Source organism: Flavobacterium flavigenum, from assembly GCF_027111255.2.
Taxonomy (GTDB): Bacteria; Bacteroidota; Bacteroidia; order Flavobacteriales; family Flavobacteriaceae; genus Flavobacterium; species Flavobacterium flavigenum.
Genome location: NZ_CP114285.2, coordinates 2802081 through 2826720 on the forward strand (window position 1 = coordinate 2802081; position 24640 = coordinate 2826720).

The 24640-nt window shown below is 34.1% G+C and carries 21 protein-coding genes; 11 read left to right on the plus strand and 10 right to left on the minus strand.

The window, feature by feature from the left end:
* Positions 1 to 43 precede the first annotated feature (43 nt).
* A complete protein-coding gene (locus OZP09_RS11505) occupies positions 44 to 1003 on the plus strand; it encodes a helix-turn-helix transcriptional regulator (RefSeq protein ID WP_281309416.1) in 960 nt (319 codons plus the stop codon).
* A gap of 47 nt (positions 1004 to 1050) precedes the next feature.
* On the opposite strand, the gene OZP09_RS11510 is transcribed toward OZP09_RS11505, so the two are convergent.
* From OZP09_RS11510 to OZP09_RS11520, 3 genes are all read right to left on the minus strand, one after another.
* Positions 1051 to 1551: a DinB family protein gene (locus OZP09_RS11510; protein WP_269233820.1), complete on the minus strand. Its 501-nt coding sequence runs from the start codon at positions 1549 to 1551 to the stop codon at positions 1051 to 1053.
* Positions 1552 to 1602: 51 nt separating this feature from the next.
* On the minus strand, positions 1603 to 2082 hold the full coding sequence (locus tag OZP09_RS11515) for a DinB family protein (protein ID WP_269233821.1): 480 nt from the start codon (positions 2080 to 2082) through the stop codon (positions 1603 to 1605).
* 97 nt (positions 2083 to 2179) lie between these two features.
* A complete protein-coding gene (locus tag OZP09_RS11520) occupies positions 2180 to 3112 on the minus strand; it encodes a 1-phosphofructokinase family hexose kinase (RefSeq protein ID WP_269233822.1) in 933 nt (310 codons plus the stop codon).
* 174 nt (positions 3113 to 3286) lie between these two features.
* Between OZP09_RS11520 and OZP09_RS11525 the strand changes: the two genes are divergently transcribed.
* Entirely contained in the window at positions 3287 to 7342 is a 4056-nt protein-coding gene (locus tag OZP09_RS11525; protein WP_281309417.1) for a T9SS type B sorting domain-containing protein, read from the plus strand.
* 222 nt (positions 7343 to 7564) lie between these two features.
* Positions 7565 to 8209, plus strand: coding sequence for a hypothetical protein (locus tag OZP09_RS11530; RefSeq protein ID WP_269233826.1), 645 nt, complete (start codon positions 7565 to 7567; stop codon positions 8207 to 8209).
* Positions 8210 to 8507: 298 nt separating this feature from the next.
* Here OZP09_RS11530 and OZP09_RS11535 read toward each other — a convergent pair whose 3' ends face one another.
* A complete protein-coding gene (locus tag OZP09_RS11535; RefSeq protein ID WP_269233827.1) occupies positions 8508 to 9128 on the minus strand; it encodes an FMN-dependent NADH-azoreductase in 621 nt (206 codons plus the stop codon).
* A 112-nt stretch (positions 9129 to 9240) separates the two neighbouring features.
* Between OZP09_RS11535 and OZP09_RS11540 the strand changes: the two genes are divergently transcribed.
* From OZP09_RS11540 to thiL, 5 genes are all read left to right on the plus strand, one after another.
* The gene (locus OZP09_RS11540; protein WP_269233828.1) at positions 9241 to 10134 is read left to right on the plus strand and encodes a LysR family transcriptional regulator; all 894 of its coding nucleotides are present in this window, start codon (positions 9241 to 9243) and stop codon (positions 10132 to 10134) included.
* 67 nt (positions 10135 to 10201) lie between these two features.
* Positions 10202 to 10339: a hypothetical protein gene (locus OZP09_RS11545; RefSeq protein WP_269233829.1), complete on the plus strand. Its 138-nt coding sequence runs from the start codon at positions 10202 to 10204 to the stop codon at positions 10337 to 10339.
* Between the two features lie 202 nt (positions 10340 to 10541).
* Entirely contained in the window at positions 10542 to 11132 is a 591-nt protein-coding gene (locus tag OZP09_RS11550) for an SHOCT domain-containing protein (RefSeq protein ID WP_269233831.1), read from the plus strand.
* Positions 11133 to 11412: 280 nt separating this feature from the next.
* Positions 11413 to 11979, plus strand: coding sequence for a hypothetical protein (locus OZP09_RS11555; RefSeq protein WP_269233833.1), 567 nt, complete (start codon positions 11413 to 11415; stop codon positions 11977 to 11979).
* Positions 11980 to 12275: 296 nt separating this feature from the next.
* Complete coding sequence (gene thiL, locus OZP09_RS11560) at positions 12276 to 13322, plus strand: thiamine-phosphate kinase (protein WP_269233834.1); 1047 nt, start codon at positions 12276 to 12278, stop codon at positions 13320 to 13322.
* Positions 13323 to 13406: 84 nt separating this feature from the next.
* On the opposite strand, the gene OZP09_RS11565 is transcribed toward thiL, so the two are convergent.
* The 5 genes from OZP09_RS11565 to OZP09_RS11585 form a co-directional block, all read right to left on the minus strand.
* The gene (locus tag OZP09_RS11565; protein WP_269233835.1) at positions 13407 to 14099 is read right to left on the minus strand and encodes a response regulator; all 693 of its coding nucleotides are present in this window, start codon (positions 14097 to 14099) and stop codon (positions 13407 to 13409) included.
* Positions 14089 to 16134, minus strand: a complete 2046-nt coding sequence (locus OZP09_RS11570; protein ID WP_281309418.1) for an ATP-binding protein — start codon at positions 16132 to 16134, stop codon at positions 14089 to 14091. Before OZP09_RS11570 ends, OZP09_RS11565 begins: the two co-directional genes overlap by 11 nt.
* Positions 16135 to 16241: 107 nt before the next feature.
* Positions 16242 to 16478: a hypothetical protein gene (locus OZP09_RS11575; protein WP_269233836.1), complete on the minus strand. Its 237-nt coding sequence runs from the start codon at positions 16476 to 16478 to the stop codon at positions 16242 to 16244.
* A gap of 173 nt (positions 16479 to 16651) precedes the next feature.
* On the minus strand, positions 16652 to 17467 hold the full coding sequence (locus OZP09_RS11580; protein ID WP_281309419.1) for a LytR/AlgR family response regulator transcription factor: 816 nt from the start codon (positions 17465 to 17467) through the stop codon (positions 16652 to 16654).
* A 188-nt stretch (positions 17468 to 17655) separates the two neighbouring features.
* Positions 17656 to 19194 carry a glycine--tRNA ligase gene (locus OZP09_RS11585; RefSeq protein WP_281309420.1) on the minus strand — a complete coding sequence of 513 codons (1539 nt, stop codon included), beginning with the start codon at positions 19192 to 19194 and terminating at the stop codon, positions 17656 to 17658.
* Between the two features lie 307 nt (positions 19195 to 19501).
* On the opposite strand from OZP09_RS11585, the gene OZP09_RS11590 reads away from it, so the two are divergent.
* Positions 19502 to 20185, plus strand: a complete 684-nt coding sequence (locus tag OZP09_RS11590) for a ComF family protein (protein WP_281309421.1) — start codon at positions 19502 to 19504, stop codon at positions 20183 to 20185.
* 1 nt (position 20186) lies between these two features.
* Here the strand turns inward: OZP09_RS11590 and OZP09_RS11595 are convergent, their stop codons facing one another.
* Positions 20187 to 22850, minus strand: a complete 2664-nt coding sequence (locus OZP09_RS11595; RefSeq protein WP_269233838.1) for a zinc-dependent metalloprotease — start codon at positions 22848 to 22850, stop codon at positions 20187 to 20189.
* Between the two features lie 197 nt (positions 22851 to 23047).
* Between OZP09_RS11595 and OZP09_RS11600 the strand changes: the two genes are divergently transcribed.
* Together OZP09_RS11600 and OZP09_RS11605 are read left to right on the plus strand one after the other, a co-directional pair.
* Positions 23048 to 23986, plus strand: a complete 939-nt coding sequence (locus tag OZP09_RS11600) for a bifunctional riboflavin kinase/FAD synthetase (RefSeq protein ID WP_269233840.1) — start codon at positions 23048 to 23050, stop codon at positions 23984 to 23986.
* A 109-nt stretch (positions 23987 to 24095) separates the two neighbouring features.
* Positions 24096 to 24533, plus strand: coding sequence for a hypothetical protein (locus tag OZP09_RS11605; protein ID WP_223682094.1), 438 nt, complete (start codon positions 24096 to 24098; stop codon positions 24531 to 24533).
* The last annotated feature ends 107 nt before the right edge of the window (positions 24534 to 24640 follow it).

Below are 24640 nucleotides of genomic sequence, written 5' to 3' on the forward strand. Positions count from 1 at the left end.
ATCCTTAGTATCTTAGCAACTCTAAAACCTTAGAACCTAAAAAATGCTCGACGAAACCCCAAAACGATTTGACCGGATTGTTGCCATCCTGATTCAATTGCAATCTAAAAAAATTGTAAAGGCACAGGAATTGGCAGATCGTTTTGAATGTAGTCTGAGAACAATTTACAGGGATATCAGAACCCTTGAAGCTTCGGGTGTTCCTATTTATAGTGAAGCTGGAGTGGGTTATGCTTTAATGGACGGTTACAGATTGCCTCCGGTTATGTTTACGCGTGAAGAAGTTAGCAGTTTTATTGCTGCCGAAAAACTGATGCAGAAATTTACCGATCCTTCTTTGGGAACACATTATGCATCGGCGATGTACAAACTGAAATCGGTTTTGCGAAGCAATGACAAAGACTATCTTTCGAATATCGAATCGCGGGTGGTAATGCAGACTGCTGAACCTCTGTTTAACGACAATTCTCCCAATACTTTAGCAGTTCTTTTTGAAGGAATTGCCGAGAAAAAACAAATTCTGCTGACGTACAAAACGTATGAAAAAGACGAAACTACACAGCGGAATTTAGAACCTGTTGGTGTTTTTCACGATCATAATAATTGGTATTTTTTGGGATACTGCCATTTACGAAAAGATTACAGGCAATTTCGAACAGACCGGATTCAGGCAATAAAAAAAACAGATTTTGATTTTACTATCGAACACGATTCTCTCGAAACCTATCTCAATAAAAACGAAGCAATCCCCACAACAAAGGTTCGGATTCTCATAGAAAAGAAAATTGCAAGATATCTGGAAACGGAAAAAAAATACCATGGTTTTGTTTCTGAAAAAGAAATCGACGGACAAATCGAAATGACTTTTATGTGCCGTGATATCGATAGTGGTTTCCCTCGTTGGTTTTTGATGTTTGGAGATTACGCCACAATTCTAGAACCTGAAAGTCTTAAAACAAGAGCTTTAGAACTATTAGAAATCAACAAACAAAGGCTTTTGTAGAAAAAAACTCCTAAAGAAACAAAGTTGCATTAGGAGTTTTTTGATTTTTAATGCTGCTGTTTTACAACATTATAAAAATTATAATCGGTGTTTGAGGCATCTGTAATTCCGATATTCCGGCCCATCGTTACAATCTGGCCTCTGTGATAAGTGCCGTGATTAATAACCTGAAGCAGATAATCCGAAATAGGCAATTCGCATTCAAACCACGGATTAACGATTTTAACTTCTTTCATTAAATCTTCTTCCGGCAATGAATTGATTAAATGTTTCAATTTTAGAGATGAATTTAATAAACCTTCAAAGATTTCTTCTTTCGACAATTCACTTTCGGGTTTCTTTTCTGATAAATCAGTTTCAGAAATAACAGAAAACCAATATTCTTCTGTTGACCAGATATGATCAAGTGTTTTTATAATTGTTGAAAAACTTGAAGGTACTTCTGCATAGAGCAATTCATCAGATTTCGGCGAAAGCCAGTTTACGAATTGGTGGTTTACCCATAAATTATAATCTGCATAATTGGACATTATTTTCTTTAAACTCATAGCCGTTATTTTTAGATTTATTAATAAAGTTACGATGAAAATTTCATCTGACTATCTTTCCCAAAAAAATGGAGGCTCGATATTTAAAGCTCTTAAATAGACATAAGCCTGACCGCGGTGGTGGATCTCGTTGTCTATAAAGTATAAGATATTCTGAATAATCGGAAATTCATACTGCCCAAAAAGCTTAAAAGTCTCGTTGAAATCTTCTACAGATAATTGCTCCCAGTATTTATTGATTTCTGCTGTAGCTTCATCCCATTTTTCAAGATATTGCGCTTTGAAAATCAGTTTCTCCTCTCCTTCAGTATAAGGCTGGCTGTCGCGGTTTACAATTGCTTTAAGTCCAGGAGCTGCAATTGCCAAAAGTTCATCAATCAATTTCGCAAATGGGCGCATTCCTCCTATTGAAAATTCGAAGAAATCCTTTTCCGGAAAAAGTTCAATTAAACGACGGGTTAATGCTCTGTGTCCCTGCCAGTGTTTCAATAAATCTTCTGAAGTAATTACTTGTGCTTCTAATGTTTTCATGATTTTAAAGTTTTAATTTGTTTAACACTTCAAAATTATGGAGGGCCGGTGACAACAGTTTGTCAGCAGGAAAAAATAAATTTTATTTATTTTTTAATCATTTGTTTTTCAGCCATTCAAACAAACGATTGGCATCTTCAAATTTAAACAATTGTGTTCCTTCATTCATTGTAGCTGCAGATCCGCAGGCGACTCCCCAACGAATAACTTCTTTCAGGTTTTTATTCTGCGACAATGCCCAAACGATTCCTCCTACCATGCTGTCTCCTGCGCCAACGGTACTTTTTTTGGCAACATTCGGTGCCGGCACAAATTCGCATTGATCTTTAGTTACCAATATCGCACCTTGCGGACCAAGTGAAACCACAACAATTTCAGCACCTCCTTTAGCAATGATTTCTTTGGCTGCTTCGTCAACTTGTTCGGTTTCCAAACGTTCAACCCCAACCAGTTTTGCTAATTCACCAACATTAGGCTTAATTAAATAAACACCGGTTTCTACTACTTTTTTCAATGCTTCGCCGGAAGTATCAACAATTAATTTTGAGTTTGTTTCCTTCGCAATTTCGGCTACTTTCTGATAAAAATCTGAAGACAGACCTTCATTCAGGCTGCCGCTTGCTACCAAAAATTTTGGTTTTAACTTCGAAATCGTTTCTAAAAGCTTTTCAACTTCTGAATCGGACAACACATCTCCTGTAAACCCAAAACGATATTGTGAATTGGTATTATCATCAACTGCAATGAAGTTTTCTCTTGTTGCTGTTTCAGTTTCGATTGCTTCAAAATCAACTTTTTCTTTAGCTACTAAATCTTTCAGCATCTCTCCAACGGGTCCACCTGATGTAAAAACTGCCAGCGAACTTCCGCGAAGACGGGAAATTGCTTTAGAAACATTTATTCCGCCACCTCCAGCATCAAATTGAGGCTCTTTGCACCTTATTTTCTGTTCTGCAACCAAACCAGAAAAATGGGTGCTTTTATCTACTGAAGGATTTACTGTGACGGTAACTATATCAAATGATTTCATGTTTACAATATTAGAATAAGACTATAAATTAAAACTTCTTTGCAATTTAACAAAATTAAAAGTGGAAAACTTTTTTTGTAAAACACAGGTGCAAATCATAAAATACTGACAATCATAATTTTAAAACCAAATAATTTCGTAACTTTAAGTAAATCAATTAATAAAATATGAATTATGAGATCTGCTCTACTTCTGGTTTTATTATTTTATTCAACTATATCTTCATCACAAGGAATTATAGTCGACACTACAAGCTTGTCTATACCGGAACTGGTTCGGCAAGAATTGATGCAGAATGCGTGTACCATTGAAAGTAATTTCAAATTTTCATCCCGGCTGGGCATTGGAAAATTTACCAATACCAACCCTAATTTTCCCATTACAAACGGAATTATTATTCGGAATGGTATTGCCAAACATACTGAAGGATCTTATACGGGCTTGAATGAAAGCAGTCGGCTTAATAATAACAACGATCCCGATTTGCAGAATATTAGTAATGAAAACGGACAAATTGTTCCTATTACTGATGTGAGTTATGTTCAGTTTGATTTTACCCCTTTGTCGAGTAATTTTAGTTTTGATTTTCTTTTTGCTTCCAATGAATATGGCGAATTTCAATGTGGCTTTAGTGATGTTTTTGCCTTTATACTGACAGATTTAACGACCGGAATTTCTAAAAATCTTGCTATAGTACCGGGCACAACAACACCCGTTTCCGTTAAAAACATTCGCGATCAGCAGTATAATTCTGCCTGTTTGTCTGCCAACGCCAATTTGTTTGACCGTTATAACGTTACCAATCCGGCAGGCTCTGCGATAAATATGAGAGGAGAAACCAAAGTTTTGAAAGCTTCTTCAGCCGTAATTCCAAATCGGACATACAGCATAAAACTTGCCATTGGAGATTATAATGACAGTAATTACGACTCGGCAGTTTTTATAAAAGGAGGCAGCTTTATCACCACAATGGATTTAGGTCCGGACAGAATTATCTGCGAAGGAGAAAGTGTCACATTACAATCCGGACTTGTGGGGAATTACAATTATATATGGACTCTCAATGGGACTGAAATTCCCGGAGAAACAAACAGCACTTTAACAGCTAATCAAGCCGGAACTTATGGACTTACAGCAACACTTTCAGGCTGTGTGATCAAAGACGAAGTAGTTATTAAAGATTTGATCATTAAAACGCCCAAAGATTTAATTGCCTGCTACAATACAAATGGCGTTTATCAATATAACTTAACCCAGAATAATTTAGCTGCTTTGGGGATCGACCCTGCCAAATATACCATTTACTATTTTGATTCGTTAACCTCAGCAAATGCAAACGGTCCGTCGATACCTCAAAATCAATTAAATTCTTTTACAAGTTCAGGAAACCAGACTATTTACATAAAAGCCGTACCTGTAAACAACAATGGCTTTTTCTGTAACAACTTAATCTCTTTCAATTTGCTGGTAACACCTGCTATCAACATTGTAAAACCTTCTGACATTAACATTTGCAACAATATTTCCGGAAGAGTCATGGTAGATTTAACTACTCAGGAAAGTACCATACTAAACGGACAAAACCCTTTAGATTACAAAATCAGATATTACACCAGCCAGGCAGCCGCAAACAGTGCTACAAATAACATAACAGATCCAAAGGCTTTCAATACTTCCACGGCGCAAACACCACAAACGATTTGGGTGCGGGTCGAAAACATTTCGAGTTCGGTTTGTTTTGCTACTGTCAATTTTAATATAAACATTTTTTCTCTTCCACCAGTAGATGATATTCCGGATGTAGTAGCCTGCAACAGCTACACTTTATCACCAATTACAGCTGGGGAATATTATACGGGACCAAATGGAACAGGTACTAAACTGAATCCCGAAGATATTATTACCAAAAGTGGAGCCTACTATATTTTCAACAGATCTGCAGCGAACGGTTGTACCAATGAGACTTCTTTTAATGTAATCCTGATATACGAACTTAGTTTTAAAAAAGAAGCCTGTGGTCAATATACGGTTCCGCGTGTAGCTGCCGGTGGTTTTTTTACTGCTTCCGGAGGACAGGGAAATGCTATTCCGGCAGGAACAATTTATACCACAAGTCAGACTATTTATTATTATGCCAGAATTAATGGAACAGTTTGTCGTGACGAAGCTTTATCCTTTGTTGTTTATCCTTTGCCTTTAGTGGATAAACCAGGTAATGTGGTGACTTGTAACTCTTATATTCTGCCTCCTTTAGTAAATGGGAATTATTACACGGCAACAGGAGGTAAAGGAACTCTTTTAAATGCCGGAACTACGATAACTTCAAGCCAGACAGTATTTGTTTTTGCAAATGACGGAAGGTGTACTAACGAATATTCCTTTAAAATCGACATTATCAATTCTGCTGCTTTTGTTCCAATTAGCAGATGTGGAAACTATGTTTTGCCACCCGTTGTAATAGGGGGTTATTATACTGCTCCTTCCGGGCAAGGGCAAAACATTCCTGCAGGAACCAACATTACCACTTCACAGACCGTGTATTATTATGCCGTCACCTCAACTTCTCCAAATTGTACCGATAACTTAAAATATGAAATTACTATAAAAACACTGCCACCGGTAGATAAGCCAGCCAATAGACTGGAATGTGAGCGTTATGTCCTGCCTCCTTTGTTAAATGGTAAATATTATACCAGAACCAACGGCGGAGGAACAGCATTAAAAGCCGGAGACGTTATCACCACAACGCAGACCATTTATGTGTATGCCGTTGGCCCTGAGTGTACAAACGAACATAGTTTTATTGTCGAAATCAGGAAACGCCCTTTGGTGGATAGTTTTACAGATGTCGTTAGCTGTACGGCTTTTAAACTTCCTGTATTGAAAAATGGAAAATACTATACCGCAACCGGAGGCCCGCATGGTTTAGGAACACAAATCGCCGAAGGAACACTCATAAACACAACACAGACTATTTATATCTATAATGAATGGGCAGATTTTGCGAGTTGCAGTAATGAGACTTTTTTTAAAGTCAATTATAACGGAATAGACGTTGGCACCTTTGCAAACATTAATGTTTGCGACAGCTATACCCTGCCTCCGTTACAGTTAGGTAATTATTATACACAGCCCGGAGGAAAAGGCACTGTTATCCCGGCAGGGACTATATTGCGAACCTCACAAACTATTTATGTTTACGCTGTTTCAGGGAACCGGTTAATTTGTACCAGCGAAAAAAGTTTTTCAGTTACCATTTCTGTAACACCAGTACTAAGCATTACACCCGACGTTGCAATTTGTCAAAAATATATACTGCCTGCCTTAACCGTTGGACGATATTACACTGGACCAAATGCAACCGGAACACAGCATTTTGCCGGAGAGCAGATAACTTCCAGTCAAAAAATGTACATCTACGCCTCAGCAGCAACCAATGCCAGTTGCTTTTCACAGGATGATTTTGATATTACGATTTATCCATTAAAAAACTTTACCGTACAAAGCGCAATCATCTGTGTCGATTATGAAACAGGAGCCGCACTCAATTCAGTACAGCTGAACTCCGGAATAACTTCAAACGATTACACCGTTGAATGGTATCTAAACGGCAATAAAGTAGGCACAGGATTTACCTATACTGCTATTCAGGAAGGTACTTATACCGTTATCCCTGTCAAAAACACACCCGATATTGGCAGTGACTGCGGCTATAGTCCTGCAACCGTTACGGTCGAAAAATCCAGTCCAGCCGTTGCAACCGTAACAGTGTCTGATAGTTTTGCGGAGACTATTGATATTATTGTAAATCTAATTAGTGGTTTTGGAACATACGAATATCAACTCGACGATGGTGATTTTCAAACCAGCAATGTTTTCTCTGATGTAGATTCAGGAGAACACGCTATTACGATAAGAGATACCAAAGCAAATTGCGACAATTTGATTTTATTTGCCAAGGTGCTCAAATACCCTAAATTTTTCACACCCAACAATGATGGGTACAATGACACCTGGAACATTCCCGATCTCGCTTTTCAGCCCGAGGCCGTGATCAATATTTATGACCGCTATGGCAAATTCTTAAAACGAATCAGTCCTGCAGGTCCTGGTTGGGACGGTAATTACAACGGAGGCCCGCTTCCTACTACCGACTATTGGTTTGACGTTACTTATACTCTAAACGGAACATCCCAGGTATTCAGAGCTCATTTTAGCATGAAACGATAATTATTTGGACCTGCCACCATCCCGATAGCTATCGGGAGCGTTACTTCGGTAACCTGCTCCCATCCTTCACGCGGTTATAAGAACATTTGTAAGTTTGAGATTATTATTTTTTTATATTTGGGAAAAAGTAAAAAATTGATGTATACATCTAATTTTGGGTAGATTGGCGCTATTTTGTAGTGGCTTATATACGAGTTATACGTCAGTGTAAAAAGAACATAGATGAAAATATTAGCAATTATATTAATTTTATTATTCAATATTTCCTGCAAAAACAAGGAAACAAAATCAGTTAAAAAAGTAGATAATTTCAAAGAAATAGAAAAGACAATTTCTGAGAATAAAAATAAATCTGACACTACTGATATTAAAAATTACCCAAATGAAGTAATGAATGAAAAAGACATTCTTTTTAATGGAAGCCTAAAAAGATATTTTACTATTAACGAGTTCGAAAAAGTATTTGGAGTAAATGATAGTATTAAATTAGTCTCAGAAGAGGAACCTTGTTATACAATTTTTGAAAATGAAGATGGAAGTGTTGATCCGGAAGACAAATATCTTTATAAAGATGGTTCACGATTTGAAAACTCAAAAGACAAGGTAGCCGTGGATGAATTTAGATTTACAAAAAGTAATTTTATTTTATTTAAAGGGATAAAATTAAAATCAACTACATCAATAAGTGAACTTCAAAAGCTCTTTCCAAATGCAACTAGAAATATTGGGAAGATTGATGTTTACGGAGAGGGCAAGCTAAAAGTAATTCATCTAAGAGAGGATGACAAAAATACTTCTGACGGACATATAAAAATATTTATTAAAAATGATAAATTATACTTTATGCATTGGTGGTACCCTTGTTAAAACCTCACTCTGATATTCGTTTGCAACGAGTACCTACATAAATTAAAACTATATCGTAGCGTTTGTAACTCGGCTCCTGAAACAGATTTTTTTTAAAAGCCGCGTTGCAAACGCTTTAATTGTGTACACAAATAACGGGTACATTTTATATTAGCTTTTTCAATGTAAAAAATACTCAAAATACAAGTCTCGCAAAATTTGCAAATTCAGGAGAAAACCTATTTTATACTATTTTAGTATAGTCGATAATATTCACTTTCATAAGATGCTAACTGAACGAGATACTGAAACATTAGTATTAATTTGGAAACCATCTATCAATCAAAGTTTTTATTTCCAATTTAGCATTTTCAAGAATTGAATTTAATTGGTCTCTATTTTGGTCAACCCCAAAAGCTGAAATCTGTTCTGAAGAGATACCCATAAAATCAAAATTTTGTTTTATTGTAGATGACGCAAATTCCCTGATAGTATCGGAATTATTATAATCGAATCCACTCACTACTATTGATAAAGCTTTTTTATCTTTACAAAGACCACTAAAGCCTGTTTCAGGGCTAAAAGAAAATGTCTTATCACTAACGACAATAGCATCTATCCAGGCCTTTACCGTGGCTGGCATTGTAAAATTGTAAATAGGAAAAGCCAATACGATATTATCAGCTGCAATAACTTCATCTATAAGTTTATGATGATTAGACAGTGTTAAGAGTTCTGTTTCTGAAAAATCTCTTTTACCCATATTCCATTCCATTATTAAATTCAAGTTTTTTTCTAGTAATAATTCAGGTGGAGTTTCAGTTAAATTTAAATGTTTTATTTCTGTTTTTCCTTTTGCCAGTTCTACAAATTCATCAAATAAAATTTTTGTGTAGGAGCCTTTTCTGGGTGTGTAGTTTATTACTAATGTTTTTGTCATTTTATTTTTTTTAATAGTTTATTACTAATTTTTTTGTCATTCTTTTTACAAATATAGAATCAACACATTGATAATTTTAATTATTTTTGTTTGCTTATTTATAATATATGTTATGATTAATTTAGAATGGTTGAGAACTTTTAGCGCTATTTATGAATGCAACAACATTACAGAAGCTTCAAAAAAATTAAATATGACTCAGCCTGGAGTTAGTAAACATTTATCTGCTCTGGAAAGCCATATTGGAAAAAAACTATTTGAAAGAACTACCCGGAAATTAGAACCTACTGAATATGGAAAATTTTTATATTCACAAATTAATAATCCATTAAGTGAATTAGAAAAGGTAGAATATTATTCAGGTCAAAGAGCAAAAAAACAACGATCTGCAATAACAATTGGTTGTACTACAGACTTTTTCAGGAAAGAATTAATACATGATATTTATACTTTTGACATGTATATAGTGACCCAATTTGGAAATGAAAAAGAATTGATTGAAGCTCTTGAAACGGAAAAAATTCAATTATTGGTTGGAATAAAAAAACACGATACTTACGAACATCAATTCACATACTTAAAGAATGAAGAGTTAGAATTAATTTGCTCCAATTCTATTGTTATTCCGGAGAATATTGAAAAAAATGATACCCAATTCATCACATGGCTACAAAAGCAAACCTGGTTTACATATGATAATAACCAAGATGATATAAAAAAGTTCTGGGATTCCAGATTTAATACTAATCCAAGAATAGTTCCAAGATATATTTTACCCTCTTATCTGGACATCATAGAAACTTTAAAAAATAATAGCGGATTTAGTATCGTTCCTAAACATTTATGTGATGAAGAGTTAGACAAAAATTTAATTAAAACACCAATTCAGTCTTCTAAAATAATAGAGCAAAAACTATTTTATTCATTCAAGCTGAAGAATAATAACCTGAAAGAAATTAACCTTTTTATAGAAAAGATGAAAAAAACTAATTTACCACCTTATTAAATTAGTTTTTAAGAACACACCTAATACTATACAAAAGCTTTATTTTGTTTACACAAATAACGGGTATTTGTTACAAACAAAGCGCCAGACAAAATATTATGAAGCTGAGTTTACAATCGAATTTCCCGAAGAAAAAATTGGCAGAATACTTGATTTTACTTTCAAAGACGTAAAAATCGCAAAGGCAAAAAGCAGACTGGTCTAATATCTTTTTTTTGTAAACACATGATCATAAAAGACCAATATTCGCTTTTTTGTAGGTTTGCTATTATTATTTTCTATATTTGAAACAGTAAAAAAACTTCTCAATTCTTTCCTAATTTAGGTATATAGAAGTTGTGTTATATTACAAAAATAAACGAAGAACATTCTTCAAAAAAGAAAATTAATTTTAAAAACAAATCAAAATGGGATTTTTAGATTCACTCAAAGATTCACTTAAGTTTCCAAGGTTTTCGGAAAAATACGAAATGGGTTTTCCTGATATAAGTAGCGGTGAGAAACCAGTTATAATTCAATTCAGAGAAAATGAAGTAGAATTTAAAATATTGACAGGATTTACATCTGTAAAAAAAATTATTAAACCAGATGACATAATAGAAGTTGGATTAAATCAAGAATCTTACAGATCGGCAGGAAAAGCAGTTACAGGGGCTGTTATTGGTGGAATTTTAACTGGTGGAATTGGATTATTAGCTGGTGCTGCTATAGGTGGAAAAAGAAGAAAAGAAAATCAATTGACACTAATAGTAAATAATAACGGAAACGAATGTGACATTTTTTTAAAACAGAGTAAAGATATTCCAAAAATATATTCAGAATTAAAAAGATTGTTAAGTAAACAAACAGCAAAACCTATTTCAAAAGAGTCAGAGAATTCAAACAATGAAACTAAATCAAATTTAGCCGAAGACTTAGAAAAACTACACAACTTACTTGAAAAAGGAATTTTGACACAAGAAGAGTTTAATGAGCAAAAAAGAAAAATGCTAGAATAAGAAAATATGAATATTTCCTTTTAGCCCACTTTGGTGCTCGTTTGTAAAGAGTAACTATATAAGTTAAAAACTATATAATAGCGTTTGGAATGCGACTCCTGAAAAAAAATCATCTTTTAAGCTGATAATTTATCTAAAAAGCCACATTCCAAACGTTTTATTTTGTTTACTCAAGTAAAAGTACTCTTTACAAACGAACACCAGACTCTGGATTACAGTGGCTATTGGTGTAATTATAACTATCAATTAATTTTTATCTCTAAACAATTCAATTCTCAAAATGAAAAAACTACTATTACTTACTTATTTGTTTTTATCAATTTCGGCACAATCTCAGAAAGTATCACCATATTACCCAGCAAAGCATGTTGTAGATGACCCTTCTACTTTTACAAGCCAAATAACTTATTTTGATATGAATTACATTACAAATAATATCAGTGAGTTTCTTACTTATAGTATGTATATGGTTTTAACAAAAAGTGATGATAGTAAATTACTTTATGATGGTGGATCTTATACAATAACCTACACTGATAAATTTGCTCAGTCAGGAAATAAAAAACTTATTTTTGATTACAGCATTGGAAAGGTTGACGATGTTTATACAATTAAATCTTTGAAAATTACAGGATCAGAAGATAGGTTAATTACTTTCTTTGTAGAGTTTTGGCAAACAACTAAAAACTTTACAGCTCCTGCAGGCAATTCGGATGTATCACTTTTAACAGGTCAGGATGTTGCAAAATTTTATTTTAACAAAGGCAAGCCTTATATAACTGTTACAAATAATACCTTTAAATCAATAGAAGAATTTAAAGAATATTTCCATAAACTAAAAGGTTAGAAACCCAAAGCCATCTCGCTGGCACTAGCGTCCCCTTGTGAATGCAAAGTATTTTTTACTAGTTATTTTCAAATAATAACAAAAAAGCCAAGTATCTCCTTATAGCCCTGATTGCAGTGAAAATCCTTTTGTGCCGGTGTTCGGCGCAAAAGATTATAATGAAAAGCGGGACCAATGCCCACAAAAAAACCAAATCTTTCCGCTTCAAATCAATAATCGAACTTCGTTTATAGTTATTAAATCCTCAACTTCGTACCTTTGCAGCCTTGGTAAATCCAAAAAGCAATAGAAACAACATGATCGAAGATAAAAACCCACAACGTACCAGTATAGCGCAATTAGGCGAGTTTGGTTTAATAGAACATTTAACCAGACATTTTGATGTAAAACAAGAATCGACTTTAAAAAGCATTGGCGATGATGCAGCTGTCCTTGATTTCAAGGATAAAAAAGTGGTGGTTTCGACCGATTTACTGATTGAAGGCGTGCATTTTGATTTGGCTTACATGCCTTTGAAACACCTAGGATACAAATCTGTTGTAGTAAATGTGTCTGACATTTGCGCCATGAATGCAAAACCAACGCAAATAACGGTTTCTGTAGCCGTTTCTAATCGTTTCCCTCTGGAAGCCTTAGAAGAATTATTTGAAGGAATTACACGTGCTGCAAATGAATATAAAGTAGATGTTATTGGCGGAGACACCACCTCATCTCAAAAAGGATTGATTATTAGCATCACGGCAATTGGTGAAGCATATGCTGATGAAATTGTGTACCGAAACGGTGCCAAACAAACCGATTTGTTAGTGGTAACCGGAGATATTGGCGCTGCCTATATGGGATTGCAGGTTTTGGAACGCGAAAAACAGGTTTTTCAGGTAAACCCAAACAATCAGCCTGATTTGGATCCTTACACATATCTTGTTGAAAGACAATTAAAACCGGAAGCCCGAAAAGATGTCCGAACACTTTTGCATGCTCTCGAAATTAAACCGACTTCGATGATTGATATTTCTGACGGACTTTCATCTGAAATCATTCATTTGTGCAAGCAGTCAAAAGTGGGCTGTAACTTATATGAAGACAAACTGCCTTTGGACCCTCAGTTTATTTCGACTTGTGAGGAGTTTAATATTGACAGTACAACTGTTGCGATTAATGGCGGTGAAGATTATGAACTGCTTTTTACAATCGACATTAATGATTTTGACAAAATAAAAGGAAATCCAAATTTCTCTATAATTGGCCACATGACAGATGAAAGCGAAGGAATTCATCTGGTGACAAGAGCGAATACCAAAATTGCCTTAAAAGCTCGTGGCTGGGATGCCCTGAGTGAGTAATTTTAAAAATTTCAAATAAAAAAATTCCAAATTCCAACGATACAATATATTGGAATTTGGAATTTTTATTTTTTGGATTTCACTTTAAAAAAGCCCCTTGTTTTTGGCTTCTTTTACCAAATCATCGTCTGAATCCGTTTTTATTTTGAGAAGCTCTTTAAGTCCCTTTTTTCTTCTTCTTATGGCATTGATAGAAATAGGAATATAATGCGGCATTTCTTCTTCAGAAGTTCCTTTAGACAAATGAAATAAAATCTGTTTGTCGAATTCATCAACTTCAATAGCATTATGAAGCGACTGGTTGAGCATTTTCTGAACGGACTGACTATAATATTTGTCGCTTTTCATTACTTTATCAAAAGCAAAAAGCAATTCATCAAATGTCAGGTCATTTTTAATAATAAGGCCATTGGGCTGTATGGTACGGATGATGGTTTTAATTTTGAGCAATTCGGTATACATGGTCAGCAGGATAATCTTGCAGTTTGGCATGTATTCCAGGATTAGTTTTGCGATATCCTCTCCTGAAAAAATTTCTTTTTCATCATAAGCAGGCATGCTGATATCTAAAAATGCAATATCGAAAGGAATAGTTTCAGGGTTGGTAATAATTTCATAAGCCGATTTACAATCTTTGGCCTGCGAAATCAAAAATTCATGGGTTTCAGGATTATAACGTGTTATAGCATTTTTATAACCTTCAATAATAAACGGATGGTCGTCTACAATTAAAATATTGCTTATTTGCTTAAGCGATGGTGGTAAATCAGCTTTCATTATGAATTTTATTTATTTTTTGATCTATTGGTATCTTTACCAAAATAGCAGTTCCTTCACCCTTTGCCGAGTTTATTTCAACATTTCCGTCACATTCTGCTGTTCTGTAAATTATATTTTGCAGCCCAATTCCTTTTTTGGTTTTATGGGCATTAAACCCTATTCCATCATCGGATATTGATAAAACTAAATAATTGATCTCACTTTTAAATTCAACAGTAATTGTTTTTGCCTTTGCATATTTATTACAATTCTGAAGTGCTTCCTGAATTATTCTGTATAAATTAATTTTTACAACATTGCTTACCAAATCCCATTTGATATTGGAGTCAATGTTATAAACCAGTCTGGTATTGAATGTATTTGACTGATTTTGAAACAGCTTTTCCAAAATCGCAACAAAATTATTAATCAACCCGGATTTTTCTTTGTTCAAATCATGCGAAATTTCCCGGATATCCTGTTCAATCTCTTTTAATTCAAGCAGATACTTTTTTCTTTTATCAGCTGCAGTTTCCTCATCTAGTTTATCCAGACTGTCTAAACTGATCCTGACACCAAACATTCTTCCTAAAACTCCATCATGCAGCTCCTGTGCTACTTTTTTCTTTTCCCTGATTCGCATGGTTTCGATTGCGTTTTGCTGCGAAATCATCAAATTATAAATATCCTCGTTTGCAATTTGCTGTTGCTGCTTGAAAAGCAATTCCCTGTTTCTTGCCTGCTGTGTTTTGTAAATGTAAAAAAACAAACCTATCAGCGAAAGAATACTAAAAACATACACCAAAGTCCTGTTCTGTATTTCTAAACTCGAATTTTCGCTTTTTATTTCATTGGTTTCATATTCTATTCGGGTAAATTTATCTCCCATTTTACGTTCAGCCATTTGCAGACTGTCATTTATGCGAATATAATCTTCTGAAAATTTTGAAGCTTTTTTGGGATGAATTAAAGATAACTGCTTCAAAGCAGCAAGTACATTACGATAATTTTTAGTGCGTTTTGACACTATAAGTGCCTGATTTGAATAGTGTAAAGCTTTAGCAGTATCTTTCTTTGCTGCAAAGTACTCAGATAAATGCATTTTACTCGCTGTTATACCTGCTGTCAGTTTTAAACTATCCCTTATTTTGAGTGCCTTGTAAAATAAACCAGGAAGCGATTTGCTTTGATTTAATTTAAACTGCGAATACGCTAAATTATCCATCAGAATCGCATACAATTCAGGTTTTTGATTAAAGAGGTTTTTTTCTTTTAATCCTTCCTGAAAATAAAAATTAGCTTTTTTGTAATCGTTAAGGTTTTGATATACGAATCCAAGGTTGTTTAATGACGTTGCTTTTGACTGGAACTCAGCCGGAATGATCTTATCATCTATACTCGCAATCGCTTTATTATGAAATTCAATCGCCTTTTCATACTCACCCAATTCATTGTATAGAATTCCAAGCAGGTTATAAGCCTCATATAAAATATCATTATTGTTTTTCCCCCTAATGACCCTTAAGGCATTGAAAATAGCCTTCTCACTGCCGTAAAAATCTCCTTCGTTATATTGCAGTAAAGCTTTGCTAAGTCTTGTTTTAGCTAAATTATAATAGTCATTACTTGCTAAATATAATTTTTCGGCTTTATAATAAAAGGCAAATGCACTGTCTGAAGATGTTTGAGAACTGTAATAATCCCCTAAATAAATATAAGCTTTAGACATTGAAACCGAATCCTTTGCTTTCTCAGCTTTTTCTAAGACAATTTTAACGGTTTTATTATAGTTATTCCAATCTCTCATATTAAAATAACGATTGGCTACCTTAAAAAGATTTACCCTTTTCATTGAATCATCAGGCTGGCTCATAATGACTTCAAAAGCTTTTTGATTGTACTTTTGCTTTATCGCGACGGGTAGTTTGTATTCGTTAGCCAATGACAAATACAGATCAAGACTATCTCTTGACTGACTGGATACACGAGTGTTTTCATTTTGCTTTGTACAGCCAATAAAAAATAGAAGTAATATCAGATAGTTTTTTTTCAATTCTGTCTTAAAAATTTACTCAAAAATACAAAACTATACATTAGACATAAAGAAAAAGACCGTCTAATTTAGACGGTCCTCTCTATATTTAAATGAATTACAGCTAATTAATCCACTTTTCTGCTTTGTCCTGCTGACTGATTTCCGTCAATGCTTAGTTTTTGATTTGATAAATCAGAACCCATCATATCCACTTTTCTGCTTTGTCCTGCTGACTGATTTCCATCAATACCAATTGTTGTATTGTTTACTATAATATCATTAGTAGTTTTTGCAGAAGTATTAAAAGAAGTTAATACCATTACTAAAGAAAATAATCCAGTTGTTAAAGCTAATTTTTTCATGATTGTCGAGTTTTATATTGTTATACTTTTTACTTTTTTTATCCCGTTTTGTTCGGAATTCTTTGGTAAAACTAAACAGTTAAGCGCAACAATCACCTAAAAAAAATGCGTTTATGGTCAATGCTATCCGTTCATTAGTGAATGGATAGCAAATCAGGGCAGATGGTTTTATTTTAAGTTTCTATATAATTTTCATTGGCAAATTCACTAATTATAAAATCAACATTTGCTTTATAAGACTTTGAAAAAGGGAGTTTAATAGTCGTTTTTTTTATATAACATAAGGAGTTTCCTGTATGGATTCTTGAAATATAATTTCTATTTACGATATAACTATTATGAATTCTGATAAATGGATTTGACAAAACGGTTTCAAAATGTTTTAAGGTTTTAAAAGCCGTAATCATTTCTCCATTTTTCAGATGAATATCAGTCGAATTATTATCAGCCTGAAAATAACAGATTTCATTTGAATCAATATAACGGTGATCACCATATGATTTTACACATAAAATAAAGGATTTCCGGTTTTTATTGATTTGAATTCCTTCTTCCTGATTTTGTTTTTTTTCTTTTGGCTTGAGTTTCTGAACCAGAAGCACTTCATCCTCATTGTATAATTTATTCAATTTATGAATCAACTTTACCAGATCAATTGCTTCAATTGGTTTTAGAAAATAATCATTTACTTCATACTGAATACAATCAAACGCTAAATCTTTACTTTTTGTTGTGACAATAATTTTTGGCAGCTCTTTTAAATACATTAGTAAGCCATTAATTAAGCTCAGGGAGAGTCCGCTGGCTTTATCTTTGGGATCAATTTCTAAAAAAACCAGATCAGGCGTATGTTTTAAGATCAGGTTTATACCATCTGTATAATTGTCTGCAGAAGATATAAAATTCAGCTCTGAAAACTCATTTGCTAGTGTCCTGATTCTTTCAACACTTACCGGATCATCATCTAAAATAATGTAGGTGTAATTCATTGCTTTTGGATTAAATTTTGGGGTTAATCTTAAATTTGGAGCTATTTTTTCTTAAAAGAGAACATCTAAAGTTATAAAAAATATTGAAATACCTGTCCACATAAACAAAAAACACTTGAGTTAAACGTATAAAAAAATCCCAAACTCCTATTCGGAATTTGGGATTTAATATGTTGAAAATTAAAAAATTACATTTTCATCAACCAGTTTTTCATCGAAACTTCGTTTTCAATAATATCTCTTAATTCAGAAATTTTCACACGATCTTGTTTCATGGTATCCCTATGACGAATTGTTACCGTTTCGTCTTCAATAGTTTGATGATCTACTGTTATACAGAATGGCGTTCCAAGAGCATCTGCTCTTCTGTAACGACGTCCTACAGCATCTTTTTCATCATACGCTACATTGAAATCCCATTTTAAATCTTCAATGATTTTTTTAGAAATTTCTGGTAATCCGTCTCTTTTAATCAATGGTAAAACTGCTGCTTTTGTTGGAGCTAGAACTGCCGGTAATTTCAGCACTGTTCTTGTGGATCCGTCCTCTAAAACTTCTTCCTGCAACGATGTTGCAAAAACAGCTAAAAACATACGATCCAGACCTACAGAGGTCTCTACAACATACGGAACATAGTTCTCATTCAGTTCCGGATCAAAATATTGCAGTTTTCTTCCGGAATATTGTTCATGTGCTTTTAAATCAAAATCGGTACGGGAGTGAATTCCTTCTAATTCTTTAAACCCAAATGGGAAGTTAAATTCAATGTCTGCAGCGGCATTAGCGTAGTGCGCTAATTTTTCGTGATCGTGAAAACGGTAATTCTCTTTTCCTAATCCTAAAGACAAATGCCATTTCAAACGTGCTTCTTTCCAGTGGTGGTACCATTGCATTTCTTCACCCGGACGCACAAAAAACTGCATTTCCATTTGTTCAAATTCACGCATACGGAAAATAAATTGTCTTGCCACAATTTCGTTTCTAAAGGCTTTACCGGTTTGGGCAATTCCAAAAGGAACTTTCATACGGCCAGATTTCTGTACATTCAGGAAATTTACAAAAATACCCTGAGCCGTTTCCGGACGCAAATATAAATCCATTGCAGAATCTGCAGAAGCTCCAAGTTTTGTTCCGAACATCAGGTTAAACTGCTTCACATCTGTCCAGTTTTTAGAACCGGTTTCAGGATCAGCAATCTCCAATTCTTCAATTAAGGCTTTTACATCCTGAAGATCTTCACTCATTCCTTTTGCAAGCCTTGCCAAAATTTCTTTCTTTTTTGAAAGATATTCTACAACACGTGCATTGGTTGTAACAAATTCTTCTTCATTAAAAGCATCTCCAAAACGAGCTTTTGCTTTTTCGATTTCTTTTTGAGCTTTTTGATTTAACTTTTCAGCATAATCTTCAACCAGGACGTCTGCTCTATATCTTTTTTTCGAATCTTTATTATCAATTAACGGATCATTGAAGGCATCAACGTGGCCTGAAGCTTTCCAGGTTGTTGGATGCATCAATATTGCAGCATCAAGGCCCACAATATTTTCATTCATCTGAACCATTGATTTCCACCAATATTCACGGATATTCTTTTTTAATTCGACGCCATTTTGTGCATAATCATATACAGCACTCAGTCCATCGTATACTTCGCTTGACGGAAAAATAAATCCGTACTCTTTTGCGTGCGAAACCACATTCTTAAATAAATCTTCTTGTTTTGCCATAGTGATGCAAAAATATAAAAAGTGAGTTTAAAAAAAAGAAAAATAGTTGAAGATTGCCCATTGATTACTAAATTTTTAGTAATAAACAACGGTTTTTCGGTTTCAGAATAAAAATTTATATTTTTTATAATTAAGAGGCTGCTTATTTTGCTTTTCTAACTATTCAGTTACACTTAAAATGGATCTATAGGCTACTATTCAAAATTAATTTCAATTGCATTAAAATATTTTTTAAGAATAAAAATAGCAATCAATTGTATTTTTTGACGCTTTTATCTTACATTTATTTTTTTTAAATAGTTACAAAATGCTTGAGTCTTTAAAAAATCTCTTTTTTCCTAAAGTTTGCGCCGGCTGCCATTCGCTTTTAATGACAAATGAAAATGTCTTATGTACCAGCTGTCGCCATGAAATGCCTTTGACACAATACTATTTAGATACTAATAATGAAGCAGTCAAGAAATTTTATGGAAAAATTGACATTGAACATGCATCGGCATTTTTGTATTTCAACAAAAAAGGAATTGTACAGGAGCTGATACACAATCTGAAATACAAAGGATATGAAGAAATTGGAACCGTCCTGGGAGAGTGGTATGTGGAAGATTTAAAAACCATTCAGCCTAAAGTACCTTTTGATGCTGTAATTCCTGTACCGCTACATCGAAAGAAATTTAAGGAACGGGGCTATAATCAGATAGCTACTTTTGGAAATGCTTTGTCCAAAGGATTGGGTATAGACTATAATGAAACTATTTTGTTTCGGAAGAAATATTCTAAAACCCAATCCAAAAAGAATCTTTTGGGAAGATCAGAAGGAATAGAAAATTTATTTGATGTGTATTTTTCAGAAGAAAATCATAACAAACATTTCTTGCTTGTTGATGATGTTCTCACAACAGGTGCCACATTAGAAGCCTGCTCACGGGCATTACTCAAAATTCCAGGAGCAAAAATCAGCATTGTATGTATGGCAATGGCTAATTCTTAAATTAGTTTATCAGTATCTTTTTGACAATCTTTTTACTGCCATTAAGGATGGTTACTAAATATAATCCGGCAGATGCTTTTTTTAACTGAATGTTTTGATTAAAATAAGCTCCTTTACCAAAATTTTCATCATATACATTTTGGCCAAGGATATCATGTACTAATACTTCTACATCTTTAGTAGGGTCACATTCAAACTGAACAGTAAAATTACCATTATTTGGATTTGGATATAATGCAAAATCCACGTTTTCGAATTCAGAATCATCCAGAGTAAATGTCTGACTGCAAATAGTTACAGATGCCGAATTTATAGTTCCGAAACGTCCCGAAACAGCATCACGAACCTCAAATTTCCATGTCCCCTGAGGATTTTGCCCTTTAAATGCATTTAAAAATTCTGCCGGCACAACCATCTGACTCGTTGTATTAGAACAATCTAATTCGGTCCCTGAATCATCGTAATTCAGTGTTAAAGTAGCATTAGTGCTGCCACAATTTTTATCAAACAATTTTACGACTGTTCCAAGTGGACTTACTATTTGAATTTCTAAATCTGAAAACCTTTCGTGTGTTACATTTACTGCGACTTTTACATCAGAAACTATTCCTGTGGAAGCAGGCACATTTACTGTTTTTGTAGTAAAGGAAGATCCAAACGGTATAGTAAAAGAACTTCCGAAACTATAAGAATCGCAAGTCGTTGCTGATGTATAACCTATAGCAAAAGGACTAGCATTTAAGGCATAATAAATGTTACCGACTGGCTCAATTAGCAGCCTGCAATTTGTAGCGGTAATATCAGAAGGTACTGTTATGGTCTGTGAGCCATCGTTTGGTGTATTTGCTTCAAGAATGACAGGAAAAGTCAAACCTCCATCTATAGACAATTTAATATTTACATTGTTGGAACCGGACAATGTATTCGTATTCTTTACATCCCAGTTTATGGTCTGAAAAGAACCTTTTTGCCACCCTATATCATTGGTGTTTTGTGAAGTTACTGCAAACGGGCCAACCGTAGTATTTACGGTAACAATCATGTTATCAGTATTAGTCTGAGGTATTGTTAAGGCTGCATTATCTCTTCCTGTAAGTGAAAAATGCAAAGTTCTTGCGACTGACGAAACTGATTCCCAGGTTGTGGTTAGCCTATTTTGAAGTACTGTATTTAAGCTTGGCATATACCTGACAGGGGAATTGTTTGGCGGAAGAGATCGAAATAATGGTCCGTCTGGTTTAGCCGGATAAGCAATACTATTACTTCCGGATGTAGTGGTCGAACTATCATTTTGCTCCCAGCAATAAGTAACAGTATCGCCATCAGGATCAGAGCCTGTTCCCGTTAAAATAAATGGGGTGTTAAACGGAATGGTATAATCGGAACCTGCACTTACGACCGGTGGATTATTATTGATTGGCGAACTAACCGGACATGATTTAGTAGCAAGATTATCCTGGATTTGTAAAATACTTGTATAGGCAAAGTAATCATCCGAAATATTTTGAATATCATAATCATTTGTTACACCTGCATATCCCATAATAGTAGAACCGCTACCCGGTTCTACATTTGTTCCTGTGCCTTCAATTTCATGAGAAAAAGTATGGGTACCTCCTAACTGATGTCCCATTTCATGTGCTACAAAATCGATATCAAATGTATTACCTTCAGGAATTCCATCTGAAGGAGAGGTATAAGCACTACCTTTTGCCTGGTCATCTGACGTAGAAACAGGATTATCACATACACAGCCTATACAACCCGCATCGCCTCCGCCTCCTGAACGGCCAAATAAATGCCCAATATCATACCCACTGTTGCCAATAACCGTAGTTAATGTTTGCTGAACTTCTAAGTTCCAGGCACCATTTGCACCCTGCGGTGCATTAGAATAAGGATCTGTCGCCGCATTGGTGTAGATAATGTCTAAATTATTTGGTATTATAGTTAATTGTACAGCTAAATCTTTATTAAAAACCGCATTTACTCTTGTCATAGTGGCATTCATTCCGGCTAATGCGCCTGCTTTTGTACCTCCAAAAAATGAAGCGTACTCACCTGTACATGATAAGGCAAGCCGAAGTGTTTTTAAGGTTTTAGTATTAGAAGCTGTTTTTGCTGTTTTATTAGAAGCTGTTTTATTAGTTTCCCCTTTTGTTTTACAAATCAGCGATTTTGAAGTATTTTTATTTTTAGATGTAAACAATACATATTGTGACTTATTCTCTGGATTTTGCTCAATAAATTCAGATGAATTGTCTGAGCGAAGTACCATGGTCTGAACCCCTATTGGAGCTACACTGAAATGAATTTTTGCTGTTTTATCGTCTAATCCCGTACCTGAATAAGCTCTTATTTCAGGATATTTAGCCTGCAATTCCGGATCAAAATTGGAAGATTCCCAAACCATAAACCGCTCTAAAACACCCTCAGCATTTGGAACCGTGATTTCAGAAAAGGCACTTTTTGCCGTTTTGCCTGAATCTGCAATTTTCTGAATTAAAAGATTTTCATTCAGTTTATAATATAGCTTTTCCTGATTAAGAACGTTTCCTGTTTTTTTTGCCGAAACCGAATTCACTTTCTCCCAAAGAACATTGGTTTGCGCGTGAACTGTAATACAGAAAAAGATAGAAAGCAGAATTAGTAGCTGTTTTTTCATAATCAAGGGGGTTATTTAGAGAATCAAAATTAAATTAATTAAGTCAAATTCTTCCCTATTCTCGACAGATATTTATTTTGAATCGACAAATTACTCCTTTTTCACAAAAACTAAAAGAATCAAATTAAAAATCAATTCAGGTTATTATCAGATTTAAAATAGATAGTATAAATTTGCAGCATCTTAAATAATTTGTTTTGAAGCTCTTTCATTCTATTAACGATTTCCACTCGGCCAAGAAAACGATTTTAACTCTTGGCACTTTTGATGGCGTACATATTGGTCATAAAAAAATTCTGGAAAGAATTACTCAAAACACTGAAAACGGACAATATGAAAGTCTTGTTCTTACCTTTTTTCCACATCCCAGAATGGTCCTTCAGGAAAAATCAGAAATAAAACTTTTAAATACGATTCAGGAAAAATCTAAACTTCTGGAAGCAACCGGAATTGAAAACCTTGTTATTCATCCATTTAATGAAAGTTTTTCAAGATTAACTGCCGAAGAATTTGTGCGCTCCATTTTAGTAGATCAGTTTCATATCCATAAAATAATTATTGGCCACGACCATCGTTTTGGGAGAAACAGAACAGCCAATATTGATAATTTAATCGCTTTTGGAGCTGAATATGGTTTTGAAGTGGAACAAATTTCGGCTCAGGAAATTCAGGATGTTTCAGTAAGTTCTACCAAAATCAGGAAAGCATTGCAGGAAGGAAGTATGGCTTTAGCCAATGAATATCTGGGTTATACTTATTTTCTAACTGGTGATGTCGTAAAAGGAAAGCAGCTTGGAAGAACAATTGGTTTCCCAACAGCAAACATTCAAATTGAAGAAGATTACAAGTTAATTCCAAAAACCGGTGTTTATGTGGTTAAAACCTTAATCAATCAAAAAGAAATTTTCGGAATGATGAATATCGGTTTCAATCCCACTGTAAATGGGCAAAAGCAGACCATCGAAGTAAATCTTTTTGACTTCGAAGCTGACATTTATGGAGAAAAACTTGAAATTTCGTTATTAAAATACCTTCGCGAAGAACAAAAATTTGGATCGGTTGATTTGTTGAAAGAACAGTTAAATCTGGACAAACAAACGGCATTAGAATTCATAAGCAAAACTAAAAAACTCTAACACTATACTTTTCGTTATTTTTAAATCATTGTATTTATTTTTTTAGTAAATTTAATATACTTTACTGTTTACCAAATATTTACTATTAACCGCTTTAAAAATAACCATCATGAAATTACCAAAAGAAATTGTCAACGGATCACTAATATTCCTTGGCATAGGCATTTATTTTTTATTGATGAATGTACTAGGTTTAGCCGATTTATTTTATTTACGTACCCTGAATGTATTGTTTATTTTTTACGGAGTAAACAGAACCATGCAGATGAACCTTCACGAAGGAGAAACTAATTTTGTATCCAATGCTGTTTCAGCTATGGCTACGTCTGTAGTTGGTGTATCGATGAGCGTTTTCGGTCTGTTAGTTTACAGCTATGCAAGAGGCGGAGATGCTTACGTTCAGTCTTTATCTGAGACTTTTATGTTTGGAGGAAATCCTTCAGTACCTACTTATTGCATCTGTTTATTATTTGAAGGACTTGCATCTTCAGTTATTGTTACCTTGATGATGATGTTATACTGGAACAACAAATATATAGCCGATTAAATTTTTAAAATATAAAAGGGTTATTAAGCACTCTAAAATCATAAAAAACTACAATTCTATGATTTTAGAGTGTTTCTTTTTTGAAAATAACTGCCAAATATTCATTT